Annotated in this window: 14 protein-coding genes; 7 read left to right on the forward strand and 7 right to left on the reverse strand. The window is 58.8% G+C overall.

Going from position 1 to position 15,122, the window contains the following annotated elements; translation table 11 throughout:
• Positions 1–778: 778 nt before the first annotated feature.
• From QEN43_RS16785 to QEN43_RS16805, 5 genes are all read right to left on the reverse strand, one after another.
• Complete coding sequence (locus QEN43_RS16785; protein WP_026609472.1) at positions 779–1,438, reverse strand: hypothetical protein; 660 nt, start codon at positions 1,436–1,438, stop codon at positions 779–781.
• 444 nt (positions 1,439–1,882) lie between these two features.
• The gene (locus tag QEN43_RS16790; RefSeq protein ID WP_026609473.1) at positions 1,883–3,391 is read right to left on the reverse strand and encodes a helicase HerA-like domain-containing protein; all 1,509 of its coding nucleotides are present in this window, start codon (positions 3,389–3,391) and stop codon (positions 1,883–1,885) included.
• A gap of 97 nt (positions 3,392–3,488) precedes the next feature.
• Positions 3,489–3,998 carry a TPM domain-containing protein gene (locus QEN43_RS16795; RefSeq protein WP_084161701.1) on the reverse strand — a complete coding sequence of 170 codons (510 nt, stop codon included), beginning with the start codon at positions 3,996–3,998 and terminating at the stop codon, positions 3,489–3,491.
• Complete coding sequence (locus tag QEN43_RS16800) at positions 3,998–4,855, reverse strand: TPM domain-containing protein (protein ID WP_156912744.1); 858 nt, start codon at positions 4,853–4,855, stop codon at positions 3,998–4,000. Before QEN43_RS16800 ends, QEN43_RS16795 begins: the two co-directional genes overlap by 1 nt.
• Positions 4,856–4,880: 25 nt before the next feature.
• Positions 4,881–5,498: a LemA family protein gene (locus tag QEN43_RS16805; protein ID WP_026609476.1), complete on the reverse strand. Its 618-nt coding sequence runs from the start codon at positions 5,496–5,498 to the stop codon at positions 4,881–4,883.
• A 320-nt stretch (positions 5,499–5,818) separates the two neighbouring features.
• Here QEN43_RS16805 and leuS point away from each other — a divergent pair, with 320 nt between their 5' ends.
• The 5 genes from leuS to nadD all read left to right on the forward strand — a co-directional run bounded on the left by leuS (position 5,819) and on the right by nadD (position 12,264).
• Entirely contained in the window at positions 5,819–8,416 is a 2,598-nt protein-coding gene (gene leuS / locus QEN43_RS16810) for a leucine--tRNA ligase (RefSeq protein WP_317963429.1), read from the forward strand.
• A gap of 3 nt (positions 8,417–8,419) precedes the next feature.
• On the forward strand, positions 8,420–8,944 hold the full coding sequence (locus QEN43_RS16815; protein ID WP_026609478.1) for an LPS-assembly lipoprotein LptE: 525 nt from the start codon (positions 8,420–8,422) through the stop codon (positions 8,942–8,944).
• Positions 8,941–9,972, forward strand: a complete 1,032-nt coding sequence (gene holA / locus QEN43_RS16820; protein ID WP_026609479.1) for a DNA polymerase III subunit delta — start codon at positions 8,941–8,943, stop codon at positions 9,970–9,972. The genes QEN43_RS16815 and holA overlap by 4 nt, the downstream gene beginning before the upstream one ends.
• Positions 9,973–10,174: 202 nt before the next feature.
• Positions 10,175–11,437 (forward strand): glutamate-5-semialdehyde dehydrogenase, encoded by a 1,263-nt coding sequence (locus tag QEN43_RS16825; RefSeq protein WP_026609480.1) that lies wholly within the window; start codon positions 10,175–10,177, stop codon positions 11,435–11,437.
• Between the two features lie 191 nt (positions 11,438–11,628).
• A complete protein-coding gene (gene nadD / locus QEN43_RS16830; protein WP_026609481.1) occupies positions 11,629–12,264 on the forward strand; it encodes a nicotinate-nucleotide adenylyltransferase in 636 nt (211 codons plus the stop codon).
• 451 nt (positions 12,265–12,715) lie between these two features.
• On the opposite strand, the gene QEN43_RS16835 is transcribed toward nadD, so the two are convergent.
• Positions 12,716–13,444, reverse strand: coding sequence for a VPLPA-CTERM sorting domain-containing protein (locus tag QEN43_RS16835; RefSeq protein ID WP_026609482.1), 729 nt, complete (start codon positions 13,442–13,444; stop codon positions 12,716–12,718).
• 587 nt (positions 13,445–14,031) lie between these two features.
• Between QEN43_RS16835 and QEN43_RS16840 the strand changes: the two genes are divergently transcribed.
• Positions 14,032–14,283 carry a transposase gene (locus QEN43_RS16840; protein WP_026609483.1) on the forward strand — a complete coding sequence of 84 codons (252 nt, stop codon included), beginning with the start codon at positions 14,032–14,034 and terminating at the stop codon, positions 14,281–14,283.
• 148 nt (positions 14,284–14,431) lie between these two features.
• On the opposite strand, the gene QEN43_RS16845 is transcribed toward QEN43_RS16840, so the two are convergent.
• Positions 14,432–14,632, reverse strand: a complete 201-nt coding sequence (locus tag QEN43_RS16845; RefSeq protein ID WP_026609484.1) for a hypothetical protein — start codon at positions 14,630–14,632, stop codon at positions 14,432–14,434.
• Between the two features lie 107 nt (positions 14,633–14,739).
• Here QEN43_RS16845 and QEN43_RS16850 point away from each other — a divergent pair, with 107 nt between their 5' ends.
• Positions 14,740–15,048: a hypothetical protein gene (locus QEN43_RS16850; protein WP_026609485.1), complete on the forward strand. Its 309-nt coding sequence runs from the start codon at positions 14,740–14,742 to the stop codon at positions 15,046–15,048.
• The last annotated feature ends 74 nt before the right edge of the window (positions 15,049–15,122 follow it).

Raw genomic sequence — 15,122 nt, forward strand, 5'->3', positions numbered from 1 at the left:
CGGGCCTAACCGCTAAGAGCCGCACCAGTAGATTCTCGAACCCGCGAAAGGTCTATCCTGAGCCCTTCGACTAGCTCGGGACGGTCCGATCGAAGGGTTCGGGGCGACGGCCTACCGAGATCGGCTCCAAATTCCGGAATGCGCGGCAGGCATGTTACTGCCGCTCTCTTTTTCCCCGATAGCTTTCATCGGATTCCGGGCGCGACGTTTGTCGAGTCACGCTCGGTTTGACTTATGGAACTCCGGCTAGGGTCGGCGGCGCTAAACAAAATTCCGAGGGTCCAAAAAAGGTGCGACGATTCGAGCCGGGTTCCGAATCGCGATAGCCTCATCCGACGCCGTCATGACGCGGCACGGCGGACCATAACAGGCACCGAAGTTATTGAGCCGGCCACGTCAATAGACATCCATGCGTGTACCGGCCAGAACGAACTGAAAGTTATTCACGGGCCTGACAGATCGCTCACCGAACTTTCGCGAACTGAAAACGGCCGTTTTCTGGTTTTTCAGTAAAACGGAGTTAATTCGCGAGCAAACGTCAATCCTGGGTTAAAGCCGGTTCTGCGGATAAGAGTCGCCGTTCGCCAAACAAGAAAAAACCGGCAGACTCTGTTGTCTGCCGGTTTTCGGGGTGCCGGGATTCTCTGTAAACGCGGAAGATCCCGGCCGAAAGATCAAGTTCTCGAATTGGTGGGCCACAGCCGATGCCTAACCCACCTCCTCACTCATGCTCGCCGATGCTTTAAGTGAACGAAATCGATTCCCGGCATCGACGCCATTATTGCGCGGGCGGCTGCTGGTTCGAGCTGCTGTCAGACGAAGTCGCCCCTGATCCCGAAGAAGACGCATGTTCTGCATGTCCGCCATGTCCGCCTCGGCTGACACCGCCGCCGCTTTGCCCCGGACCAGCGCCACCGCCACCCGCCGCTGCACTGACGCCTTGCCGCTGACGCAGGCCGATGGCTCCACCGGACGCTTTGGCAATGTTCGCTTCGGTCAAACCGCCTAAGGTCATAGCCGAATCCACCACAATCGTCGTGACGTCGGTAATATCAATGTGGTCAGCGAGAGCACTGGTCACTACGGCTTTGACCGGATCCCGGCCGGGCTCTGGATTGTTCGGCGTAGCGGTCAATAGAATGGGATAAACCGTGCCCGCGGGAATAGTGACGGAGTATTGGTTCGAACCGTTAGAAAGCTCCGTCGTCGTGACCAATTGACCGTTCTTGTCACGTACCTCGATCTTGGCATCCGTGATGGGACCGTGCTGATCCTGCACGATGCCGCTGATCTTCGCTTCCGAAGTGGCCGGGGCCGAAGAGCTACCGCTGGGACCCGCATCGCAGCCGATCATCAACAGCCCGGCTAGCACGATGGAGATAGCACAAAAACCCTTCCTAAGTACCGAAAGAGACGTTTTATCGAATTGATTGGTCATGTTTGTAAATCGAGTGTTAGGTGAAGTGGGTTTCAATTGTCCGTGTCATGCAACATCGGCGTGATGGCGCGGGCGGTTATAGCACATAAATTCTTTTTCTGTACATATTTCGGCCGGTTAGCACAAGTCCGGCAGCCCGCTCCAGGCGACTGAGTCATTTCGGATCGGTTCCTGTTCCGCGCTCTCTTTACGGCAATCGCTTGATCCTATCCGGCACCGAGCTGGTAACGGGTAATCGGTCGGATCCAATGGATGGATTACACACCACGAGGTAGTGAGACCCTCAACTCGCCATCGATAGCACGGCACGTGTGGCCGACGTATGACTGTTTATGCCGCCTTTCGTACAGGGCATGCTGGTTGAATGGAGGAATTGGCGAAAGGTTCAACCAAGTCGATGCAGCGAACGCCGGACATATCGACTGCCAACGGAAAAGACTGATCTCACCGTCTTCGCCCGCTCAAAGATCCGAGCACGCCGCGTAGAAGTTCCCGTCCCAGTTCGCGGCCAATGCTTCTGGCGGCGCTCTTGGCGAAGGCTTCCATGGCCGACTCCCGCTGTTTGCCCTTGCCTCGCGACGGAGTACCGAGAATGCTGCCGAGCGTATCGAAAATGCCCTTGGCTGCCGGTCTGGAATCAGGACGACCGGCTTCTCCGGCTCTTCGCTGGAGATCCTCAGCAGCACGCACTTTGAGCATTTCGTATGCAGACTCTCGATCCACGGTCTTTTCGTAATAGCCAGCGATGGGCGACTCGCCGATCAGTCGCTTTCGTTGAGCGGCATCGACGGGGCCGATCTTGCTTTGAGGCGGCAGAATGAAGGCCCGCTCGACGATGTGCGGGCGGCCCTTCTCGTCGAGCAGCGAGACCAGGGCTTCGCCCACCCCCAGCTCGGTAATCGCGGTTTTTTCGTCCAGCTCCGGATTGTCGCGCATGGTTTCGGCGGCCGACCGAACTGCTTTCTGATCGCGCGGCGTGAAGGCTCTGAGTGCGTGCTGAATGCGGTTGCCGAGTTGGCCCAAAACCTTGTCCGGCACATCTAAAGGGTTCTGAGTCACGAAATAAACGCCTACGCCCTTGGAGCGGATCAGACGCACGACTTGCTCGATTTTGTCCAGCAAAATCTCAGGAGCGTCGTCGAACAGCAAATGCGCCTCGTCGAAAAAGAACACCAGCTTGGGCTTGTCGCGGTCACCCACTTCCGGCAGGTGCTCGAACAGCTCCGACAACAGCCAGAGCAGAAACGCGGCATAGACTTTCGGTGCCTGCATGAGCTTGTCAGCGGCGAGGATATTGACCACGCCCCGTCCGTCCGGCGCGGTTTGCATGAGATCGTCGATGTTCAGGGAGGGTTCGCCGAACAATCGATCTCCCCCCTGGCTTTCAAAGGCCATCAAACCGCGCTGGATAGCGCCGATGCTGGCGGTGGAGATGTTGCCGTAGGCGGTTGTGAATTGACCCGCGTTTTCGCCCACAAACTGGAGCATTGCGCGCAAATCCTTCAAATCGAGCAAGAGCAAGCCGCTATCGTCCGCGATCTTGAACACTAGGGGGAGCACGCCTTCCTGGGTTTCGTTCAGATTGAGCATGCGCGAGAGCAGCAAGGGTCCCATTTCCGAAATGGTCGCCCGAGCTGGATGTCCCTGCTCGCCGAAAACATCCCAAAACACGACCGGAAACCCTGTGAATGTGTGGTCCTGGATACCGAGCAGGGAAAGTCGCTCGGCCAATTTCGGGCTAGCGTCCCCGGGCTGGCACAGCCCCGATAGGTCACCCTTGATGTCCGACAAGAACACCGGCACGCCGATACGGCTGAAACGCTCCGCCAGCACCTGCAGCGTAACGGTCTTGCCGGTGCCAGTCGCCCCGCTGATCAGGCCGTGGCGGTTGGCCATGGACGGCAGCATGAAAAGAGGATTCCGGCCTTTGGCGATCAACAATGGTTCGGTCATGAGTGGTCTCCGGAGGGTGAGGTCTATGCGTTGGCGTTCGTCGGCAACTGCAAAGTCAATGAAAATAAGCTGTACTTGGCGGATGCGGCCGAGCGGCTCAACCGTCGATGATGACCGGGTAGTTAGCAAGCTCGTCGCCGTGTACATCCGGTCCCGGAAAATGCCGCTCCAGATGGGCGCCTACGGCGCGAACGCCGGCCAGGATACCACCTTCGAAATTGCCTTTTCGGAAAGCAGCCTCCATCTCGTGACAGATTTGCTCCCAGGCTTCGGCGCCAACCAGGCGATCTATTCCCCGGTCGGCGACAATCTCGACATCGTGGTCCGCAAGCAGCAGGTAAATCAAAACGCCGTTGTTCCGTTCCGTATCCCAGACACGGAGATCGGAAAACACTTCCAAAGCCCTTTCCCGCGGAGTCTCGCGCCGTAGCAGCCGTCGCCAATCGAGTGCAATTTCGACGGCGACGCGGATTTCTCCCCCGTGCCCGGCCTCACTTTCGCGGATCGCCTCGGCGATGGCCTCGAGCGCGTGGCGCGGCAGAACCCGCCGAAGCCGCCAGGATCCGTAACACAGATGCTTTAGGATACGACCTAGATTTTTGAGCATCACCAGCGCCCCGAAGCTCCGCCGCCGCCGAAACCTCCGCCTCCACCTCGAAATCCGCCTCCTCCCCCCGGAAATCCGCCTCTGGAGATACCGCCGAATCCGCCGGGTCCGCCGTACCAACCGCCCGGCCCTACGCGGCCGATTCCTCCGAACACCGCCATGAACACGAACAAGCCGACAAAAAACGAAAACAGAATCGGCAGACCGAACAAAGCGACCAGCAGTCCGGCACCCACACCGGCGATGAGTCCACCCAGGAGAGGGCCGAAAAGAAACCTCAGTATCCGGCCGCCGAAGATGCCGCCGAGGATCGAAAGCCCGAATAGTCCGCCCAGGTTCTCATCGGGAACGCGTTCACTGCGGGGAGGCGCGGGCAAAGGCTCCCCGCGAATCAGGGCGAATACGCTGTCGAGGCCTTTGGACAGACCTCCATAGAAATCGCCTAGTTTGAAATACGGAATCATTACGTCTTCCACGATTCGATTGGCGATGGCATCGGGAATCGCGCCCTCCAGCCCACGTCCGACCTCGATCCTGACCGTCCTATCTTGCAAGGCCAAGAGGATCAGGACACCGTCGTCGATCCCTTTGCGGCCCAGCTTCCAGGCATCGACGACACGAATGGAATATTGCTCGATCGTCTCGGGGCTTGTGGTCGGCACCAACAAGATCGCGACCTGGCTGCCTTTCTCCGCCTCGAAAGCCGCTAACCGACTTTCGAGGGCGGCTCTTTCGTCCGACTTCAAAGTACCGGTCAGATCGGTCACGCGGGCACGAAGCGGCGGCACCGCGACCTCCGCCGCGACATCGAATCCGACCAGTGCCAGAAGCGTGGCGAAAACCCAGGCCAGCAGCATTTTCAAAGTCAAAATCGACGAATGCCTATTGGGCCGGAGCAGGCGCCGGGGACGGCGTGCCGAAGTCGACCGTGGGCGGACGCGAGATTTCCCTTTCGTTCTCGACGGTGAAGCTCGGCTTGACCTGCATGCCGATGATCCAGGCGGTGATGTTGGTAGGGAAGGAGCGGACCGTGACGTTATACTCCTGGACCGCCGCGATGTAGCGATTGCGCGCCACAGCGATGCGATTTTCGGTACCCTCCAGTTGCGCCTGGAGGTCGCGGAACAAGGTGTCTGCCTTGAGTTGAGGGTAATTTTCCGCCACCGCCATCAGGCGTGACAACGCGCTGGATAGTTCGCGCTGAGCCGCCTGGAAGCGGGAAAACGCCTGCGGATCGTTCAAGAGCTCCGGCGTGGCCTGAACCGACCCCACTTTGGAGCGCGCCTCGGTCACCTGGGTCAGCACATCCTTTTCGTGCCCAGCGTAACCTTTCACCACGTTGACCAGGTTGGGCACCAGATCAGCCCGCCGCTGATACTGGTTCAAGACCTCCGACCAACTCGCCTTGATCTTCTCGTCTTGCTCCTGCAGCGTGTTATACCCGCATCCGCTTAGTACGAGCATATATAACAAGACCAAGCCCGCGAACAATTTGCGCATGTTTTTCTCCCGAAAGGCTGTCGGACGTCGTCCAGAAAATGAATCCGTAAAGTGTGCTACGTAGAATAAGCGTAAGACAATCTATTAAACGGCTTATTCGCGTCGGCGCGTAGCCAAGGGACCCCGCAATTCGCGGTTCATCCGAGCCCCGAATGTGTAGGGTCTTTAGGTACACATGGCGTCGGGTCCGCAATGTTCCCGCGGCGTTTTCTTACGCCCAAACCCACCCGACATGGCCATGGAACCCGCGCCTATTTGCGAGACCGGCGAGTGCTTTAGTATGCTACGAGGTTTCATTCGGCGACCGAAATCCCCTTCGTATGGAAGACATTTACAAGCCGCAGACCATCGAACACGAAGCCCAGAATGCCTGGGAGGCCCAGGGCGTTTTCCGTGCCGTCGAAGACCCGGCCCGGGAAAAATACTACTGCCTGTCCATGTTCCCCTATCCCAGCGGGCGGTTGCACATGGGGCATGTCCGCAACTATACCATCGGCGACGTGATCGCCCGCTATCAGCGCATGCAAGGCAAGAACGTGTTACAGCCCATGGGCTGGGACGCCTTCGGCCTGCCTGCGGAAAACGCCGCGATGCAGAACCAGGTTGCACCGGCGGCGTGGACTTACGCCAATGCCGATTACATGCGCAAACAGCTCAAGTCGTTGGGGCTCGCCATCGATTGGAGCCGCGAAATCGCCACTTGTAAGCCCGAATATTATCGCTGGGAGCAGTGGTTGTTCACCAAGCTGTTCGAAAAGGGCCTGATTTACAAAAAAGTCGCCCCAGTGAACTGGGATCCCGTGGACCAGACCGTACTGGCCAACGAGCAAGTCATCGACGGCCGCGGCTGGCGATCGGGAGCGCTGGTGGAAAAGCGCGACATCCCCATGTACTTCATGCGGATTACCGCTTACGCCGAGGAATTGCTCGCCGGACTAGACCAGTTGTCGGGTTGGCCCGAGCAGGTGAAAACCATGCAGCGCAACTGGATAGGCAAGAGCCACGGTTGCGAGGTGCATTTCCCCTATGAGGACGGCAGCGACGTCCTGAAGGTCTATACCACCCGCCCCGACACCCTGATGGGCGCGACATATGTCGCCGTGGCGGCAGAGCATCCGCTGGCCCTTGCGGCTGCGGACGGCAATCCGGACCTTCAGGCTTTCATCGAGGAATGCAAGCGCGGCGGCACGGCGGAGGCCGATCTCGCCACCATGGAAAAGAAAGGCATGGCCACCGGCCGCTTCGTGATTCATCCATTAACTGGCGAGAAACTGCCGGTATGGATCGCCAATTACGTGTTGTGGGGCTATGGCGAAGGCGCGGTGATGGCGGTGCCGGCGCATGACGAGCGGGATTTCGAGTTTGCTCAGAAATACGGATTGCCGATCAAGACGGTCATCGCGTCCAAATCGGGCGCGTACGAAACGGTCGATCCGGAAGGCGAGTGGATAGACGCTTATGCCGATTACGGCGTGTGCGTGAATTCGGGCAAGTACGACGGTCTCGATTTCCAGCAAGCTTTCGACGCCATCGCCGCCGATCTCGAAGCCAAGGGGCTAGGCCAAAAGCGCACTCAGTTCCGCCTGCGCGACTGGGGTATTTCTCGCCAACGTTACTGGGGTTGTCCGATTCCCATCATCCATTGCCCGAGCTGTGGCGACGTGCCGGTGCCGGAAGATCAGCTTCCCGTGGTGCTGCCTGAGGACGTCAAGATCGAGGTGGGCTCGCCGCTCAAGAAAATGCCCGAGTGGTACCAAACCACCTGCCCGAAATGCGGCGGCTCGGCTGAGCGCGAAACGGACACCATGGACACGTTCGTCGAATCGTCCTGGTACTACGCTCGCTATGCCTGCCCGGACAGTCACAACGCCATGCTTGACGAGCGCGCCAATTACTGGTTGCCGGTCGACCAATACATCGGCGGTATCGAGCATGCCATCCTGCATCTTCTGTACGCGCGTTTCTTCCACAAGCTGATGCGCGATATGGGGTTGGTGCAGGGCGACGAACCCTTCACCAATCTGCTCACCCAGGGCATGGTGGTGGCACCGACCTTCTACCGGGAAACGGAAGACGGCAAGAAGCACTACTACAACCCGGCCGACGTAGACGTGCAATTAGACGAGCGGGGAAGACCAATCGGCGCGATCCTGAAATCCGACGGCCAGCCGGTCACGATCGGTGCCACTGAAAAGATGTCGAAATCCAAGAACAACGGCGTCGATCCGCAGGCCTTGATCGATCGTTACGGCGCGGACACGGCGCGCTTGTTCATCATGTTCGCGTCCCCGCCGGACCAGTCGCTGGAATGGTCGGACAGCGGCGTGGAGGGTGCATTCCGCTTCCTGAAACGCCTATGGAAGCAGGTCTACGCCCACGTCAAGGACGGCCCCGCTCCGAGTCTCGACAAGTCGGCGCTCAACGAGGCGCAAAAGGCCATGAGGCGCCAGACCCACGAAACCTTACGCAAGGTTACCGACGACATCGGCCGGCGTTACACCTTCAATACCGCGATCGCCGCCAACATGGAACTGCTCAATGCTCTCGCCAAGTTCGACGATACCAGCGATCAAGGGCGCGCGGTGCGCCAGGAAACGTTGGAACTCGTGGTGTTGATGTTGTCGCCCATCGTGCCCCATATCTGCCATCGGCTGTGGTACGAGCTCGGGCATACGGAAATGGTCGCGACCGTGGCCTGGCCCAAGGTGGATGAATCGGCCCTGGTGCAAAGCACGGTGGAGATGGTGGTCCAGGTCAACGGCAAGCTACGTGGCAAAATCACCGTGCCGATAGACGCCGCCAATGATGCCGTTCAAGCCGCCGCACTTGGCGATCCCGCCGTACAACGTTTCGTCGAGAACAAACCGGTCAAGAAGGTCATCATAGTCCCACGCAAGCTGATCAACATCGTGGTGTAGCCCATGGCGAAACGATCTCTCACAAGAGCTGGCGTTTCGGTCGCCTTAGCCGTAATGCTCTCCGCTTGCGGATTTCATCTCCGCGGCACGCTGCCGCCCACGATGGCGGCGAAATCTTTTTATATTGAGGGTTTGGGGCGCGGAGACCTGTTCGTTCGGGAGTTTTCGAATATTTTGTCGTATTCCGGGGGCAGTCTTGCAGCGGCACCCAGTCAGGCTGGCGCGGTGATCCATATCGTCCAGGCGAGGCAGGAGCGTCGCCCAATCGGTCTGAGCAAGGCAGGGCGTGCCAACCTGTACGATCTAAGCTACCGGGTCGTCTACGAGGTCACCACGCCTCAGGGGGAAATCTTGCTGCCGCGGCAGGAGATCGATCTGAAACGGGATTATTTCAACGATCAGACCTCCCCGCTCAGCCAGACTTACGAGGAACACCAAATCCAGCAGGAAATGCAGCGCGAGGCCGCCCAACTCCTGTTTCGTCGCGTTGCTTACGCACTAAGCCGCCCGCCCGAAAGCAAATCGTGAAACTCTCCGCCGATCAACTGGGAGAACAACTGAAAAAGCGTCTAGCGCCGGTTTATTTCCTGAGCGGGGATGAGCCCCTGCAGCTGTCGGAAGCAGCCGACGCGGTACGGCATGCAGCGCGCGCGGCCGGTTACGGTAGCCGCGAATTGTTCTACGCCGATCCCGGGTTCGAGTGGAGCCGTTTGCACGAGGCGACCGACTCGTTTTCTCTCTTCGGCGAAAAGCGCATTTTGGATCTGCGTCTTCCCGCGAAACCCGACAAAGCGGCGGCTGAAGCTTTGCTCCGTTATGCCGAGCGGCCCGCGGAAGACGCCGTCCTTGTCGTCACCAGCCCGAAAATCGGGGCGCCCGAACAAAAAAGCCGCTGGTACCAGGCCATCGACCGCATCGGCGTGGTGGTCCAGGTTTGGCCTCTGGAGGGCGAACAGCTCCTGCGCTGGCTCGACCGCCGATTGAACGCGAAAGGCTTGTTGGCCGATCAATCTGGCATCCGTTTACTGGCCGCCCGGGTCGAAGGCAATTTGCTCGCGGCCGCCCAGGAAATCGAAAAGCTGCACATCCTGTACGGCAAAGGCAAAATCGACGACGACCAGATCGTCAAGGCCGTCGCCGACAGCGCGCGCTACGACGTATTCGATCTGGCCGAAGAGTGCTTGCGAGGACGCGTCGCGAAAGCCTGCCGGGTACTGACCGGACTCAAGGTGGAAGGCGTCGCGCCGGCGGTCGTTTTGTGGTCGCTGACCCGTGAGGCTCGTCTGGTGAGTAATGTCATGACGCTTATCGATCAAGGCTCCACGCCCGAATCGGCGCTGGCCAAGTGCCAGGTATGGGATAAGCGGAAATCGGCCGTGCTACAGGCGCTACAACGCCTAAACCGAGACAAGGTCCATCGGACGCTTTTACTGAGCGCAAACGTTGACCGGATCATCAAAGGCATGGAAGCCGGCGATCCCTGGGAAGGGCTTTTGTCCGTCTGCATCAGCTTGGCCGCGCCCGCGGAGAACCGGATGACGGCATACCTGGGTTAACGCTTTTCTCCGGCCGAATGGAGAAGGGCTGAACGCGTGGATTCCCCATATCCTTCGATCGGATTCAGGCCAATTCCGTCAAAGGATTCAATGGGAGCTTCCTGGAACGCTTCGGGTCCTCGGCGGTTTCAGGGAAACAAGCGGCCCGCGTTCGGCGTATGCGAGAGTTTATTGGTCAAACTATCACGTCCTTCCATCGATTATGCTAAACGACATCCGAACTTACATGCTTACGGTGGGGCAACGGGCTCGCGAGGCCGCCCGCTCTATGAGCCGAACGGAAACCGGCGCGAAAAACGACGCCTTGCTGGCGATAGGGGAGGCACTGCAAAGTAACGCGCAAACACTGATAGCGGAGAACCGCAAGGACCTCGAAGCCGGCCGCCAAAGAGGGCTGGACGACGCAATTCTAGACCGGCTGGAACTGACCGAAAAGCGCATAGGCGCGATGGCTCAAGGTGTTCGAGAAGTTGCCGCGCTTGCCGATCCAGTGGGCGAAATCACCGGTCTCACCTATCGTCCTTCCGGCATACAAGTAGGGCGTATGCGGGTGCCGTTAGGCGTAATCGGGATCATCTACGAATCGCGGCCTAACGTGACCGCGGATGCGGCGGCGCTTTGCATCAAATCCGGAAATGCCTGCATTTTGCGCGGCGGGTCCGAAGCCGTACATTCCAACAAGGCCATCGCCGATTGCATACGTGACGGTCTTGAGCAAGCGGGATTGCCCCGCGACGCCGTGCAATTGATCGAAACCACGGACCGTGCCGCGGTGGGCGAACTGATTCGCATGGACCAGTATGTCGACGTGATCGTGCCGCGCGGCGGCAAGAGCCTCATCGAGCGCATCGCGGAGGAATCCCGCATCCCGGTGATCAAACATTTAGACGGCATCTGCCATGTCTATATCGACGATCGTTGTGACTTCGACAAAGCTATCCGGATCGCTCTGAACGCGAAGACGCAGCGCTTCGGCGTCTGCAATGCGATGGAGACTTTGCTGATCGCCGCCCCGGTCGCTCCGATTCTCCTGCCGGACCTAGCGCATCTCTATCGCGAGAAAGGCGTGGAGCTACGCGGCTGTCCGAAAACCCTGAAAATCCTTCCGGACTGCGTTCCGGCAACCGAGGAGGACTGGAGTACCGAGTATCTCGCGCCGATCCTCTCGATCCGCGTGGTCGAGGGACTGGACGAGGCGGTGGACCATATCGCCCGTTACGGGTCGCAACACACGGACGCCATTGTTACCGAGGATTACACCCGCGCTCGGCGTTTTCTCCGCGAGGTGGACTCCAGCTCGGTGATGGTGAATGCCTCGACCCGCTTCGCCGACGGATACGAATATGGCCTCGGCGCCGAAATCGGCATCAGCACCGACAAACTGCACGCGCGTGGTCCGGTGGGGCTGGAAGGACTGACGACTCAGAAATTCGTCGTTTTCGGCGATGGACACATTCGGACTTGATCTGCCGCCTGCAGAGCGGGTCAGCCTTACTCGCTTGAAGGTGTTGCCGTTCAGGCGGCGTAGGTCGGCCATCCTTTGCCGACGAACCGGTTGTGTTGGGGAGCAAGACCCAACCGACTCCGCATTTCTATCGGTTCGTGGGGTGATTGGTCCGGCATTGGGCTCGACCACGGGAGTCTAAGAAAAGACGCATGATCGGCATCTACGGCGGCACCTTCGATCCCATCCATTACGGCCATTTGCGGACTGCCCTGGAAGTCAAAGAAGCGGTCGGACTGGACGAGGTCCGTTTCGTTCCCTGCCGTCTGCCGCCTCACCGCGCGGCGCCGGAGGCCGACCCGGAACGGCGCCTTAGGATGCTGGAAATCGCCCTGCAAGATGCCGAGCCCGGCTTTCGAATCGACACGCGTGAATTGAATCGGCCCGGACCGTCCTACATGGTCGACACCCTTGGCTCCATCCGAAAGGAAATCGGCGCTCGACCGTTGTGCCTGATCGTCGGGATGGATGCGTTTCTCGGCTTGCCGTACTGGCACCGCTGGAGGGAACTGTTCGACCTCGCCCATCTCGTCGTCATGCGGCGACCGGGAACGGCATCCGATGTTCTAGGCGAGTTGGAACCTTATTTCAGGGAACGCCGCACCGACCAAAAGGGGACCTTGAGCCACCAGCCGTCCGGGTCGATCTACTTCGTCGACGTTACCCAGCTCGACATTTCCGCGACCCGCATCCGAGAAATCTTTAAGACCGGCAAGAGCGCCCGTTACTTGATTCCCGAGCCGCTTAGGCGTTTTATTCTTGACCAAAGACTCTATCTGTCGTCCTAAGGATCATTGCCACGGTTTAGCTGCAAGGGCCGGAATGCTCGCGGATCGAGTGTCCCTTGCGGACCGACGGCCACATCTGAAAAGGATGTCCCGCCAGCGTTGACTTTGGTCGCTACACCCTGTGGGCGTATGCGGCGGTACCGGCCATTGGCCGGCTGGGAGAACAAGGACTATTTTCAGAGGTGTCGAGCCAGAAGCGGCCGATGGTTGGATCCATCTTTCCTGATCTACCTACATGAGCTTTTTTCGATGCACTCCGGGCGCGGCGCAAAGTCAGAGGTCGCCGTCCATTCAACACAAAGCAGAACATCACTTCGGTCCTTCGAAAAAAACGCGTGGCGGACCGCTCAATGGCGTTTTCTTGCCAAGACATGTGTAGGAATTTTGGGGGTAATGGAGGGGACGGCGCTTCCGTGCGCCAAAAACAGTTCCAACTCAAGCGGAAATCGACCTAGGTCGGGAGGCCATCAAACCGGGACTCGTCCACCGCAGCCTGGCGGCGTGCGAACAGACGAAAGCCCAGCAGCGCAGACCCGAGCAGCCAAACTCCGGCGGGCAGTGGCACCGTCGTGACGGCGGTCGCTTCAAGCGTGCCGTTGTTGAGCGCGTTTAGGAAAGCGAACAGGTTGTTCACGGATGGGTTGAAGTCATACAGCCAGACGCTCTCGGTCACGCCCCATTGGGAGGCCCAACCGCCGAAGTCGGTGATGCTGAAGCCCAATACGAGCTCCCCTCCATCCAGATTCAATCCAAAGTTGTCGATACGGGCCGAGAACAGATTGCCTCCCCAAAGTTCGTGCTGTCTCTCGGTGCCGCTCAGTGCATCAAGTACCTCATCACTGAACGTGCCGCGGATCTGGACATTGCTCTTGGTTGTGTCCAGATTCGCGTCCTTATCGAAATACGCGGTCAATTGATAGCTCCCGTCAAGCACTTCATAGCTGTTGGAGCCAAGCTGGAACAAGAACGGTTCGTTCCCGGTCCCCGTGGCCGTGAGCTTAAAACCGCCACTCCATTCGGACAGGCCCAGCGTGACCTGGTTGGTAAAGGACGGGTTACCCGCCTTAGCAATGCCGGGAATCTCAGGCAGAGTATCTACCGTGGCGCCATGCGAACCCGCGGAAAAGGCGAGCAAGAATGCGCCTGCGAGCATTGCCGGAATCGACTTCATCATCTTCATCCTTTCGCTCCTTTTTGGACTTAAAAACCTAATGTGATTGGCAAGGCCCCGTCACGATCGACGGCGCCCCGTTTCGATTGAGCCGGCCGTTCATCTAGGCTGTTGCACGAACGTCCACCCCCAAGAAAGAAAAGCCTGGCCGGTAACTTACCGCCAAACCTGTTCCTGACCATTCCACGCTCGGTCGATTTGGCACCCAAAGCGGGCAGTAGTCGTAGCTACCGGCCAATAGAATCAAGCAGATTTCATTCCACGCGCCGTATCGGCTGAATTCGGAGGCCCGAACGGCTTTTGGCGAGCTCCTAAATTAGGGGAAATGCCGGTGCGCTGCGGCAAAAGCCTCACTTTTCCGGCGTGTTGTCATAAATTCCGCTACATCACTGCCCTCGGAACTGCGAAGGTTGCCTCATCGTTCGCCTGGCGTTTAGCTCCCAAGGCCCCAATCGCCCAGTACGGCGTAACCCGCCTCGAGCTTCCGGCAGATGCCCGCTAGGACCGGCCCTACGGACTACCTGTGAAAACGGACCCATTCGACTGAATCGACCCCGTGCGAAAGCCGCGACCCCAAAGGGGGGAGCCGTAGGAAGGTGGCGAACAACGTCGCATCTAAGGAAACGCGCCGGGATCTCTTCGGCACCCGGGCCAGCTGCCAGAATGTTCTCGCCAACGCGCTGCACCCGCTGTTGACCGCCTTCGCTTACACGCTGATGCAGCGTCAGCGCGAAATGGTCTTCGCCGGTACCAACCTGGCACGGGCGACCGCCGCCGCGGTTCGGGTGAACCTGATCAAGAACGGCGGTCGGTGGTGTGCAATACGCGCCGTAAACACATCCTCTTAGCCGCGCACCATCCCCTGTACGAGACCATCCTCATCGCTGCCCGTATCCTCGCGACCAAACCCCGCCTGAGCAGGGTCCCCGGCACGACGACAAACCCTAAGGTAAGGGGACATTGAGTTTATCGCTCAGAAACCCGCTCGTTTTTGCCCTATTGCCTCCCGAATCGCACGCCTTCGAGCCCATCACCCTGCTTCTGCAGCCGCTGGATGGGATTGATGAAATAGCCAGGCAAAGCGATTCGGTCCTTCATCCTTAGCGTTCCATGCGTCGCTGATGAATGCGTGGCGACAAAGTAGCGTGACAGCTGTCGCAAATCCGAAATTTCCAGCTTGTTCTTGATGGACTGCATGGCTAGATTCCATTGCGAATCTCGAAGGCCGATACCCACGTTTCGTCTCGAGAGATTCATCTGGATAAATCGGTACGATCAACTATTCATAGTTAGAGGGAGTTACCATGAAATCTTTAATTGCAGGTATTGTTCTATCGACCTTGGCTTTCAGCGCCGGTGCGGAAGAGTTCTCCACTTTGGACGGCATTCCGGCCGACGCTATGAGCGTCGCCGAGATGCAATCGGTAGAAGGCAAAGGTTTGGTCGGCGATTTGCTCGGCGGCATCCTTCCGAACATCAATCTTGGATTGGAAGATACGTTGGCTCTGGCCCTGGTGACGAAAGACCTGAACGTGCTGGGTCTGGTCAGCCTCGGCGAACTGAGCGTGGGTTTGAGCAACAGTCTCGGTTTGGTGGTCGGCATCACCAACTAAGCGGTTTTTGCAAGCCGCGCATGGACGGGCGCGTTTGCGCCCGTCTTTTTTGTCTATCCCCAGCGGAAAGCGCA

This window comes from Methylocaldum szegediense, from assembly GCF_949769195.1.
Lineage (GTDB): Bacteria > Pseudomonadota > Gammaproteobacteria > Methylococcales > Methylococcaceae > Methylocaldum > Methylocaldum szegediense.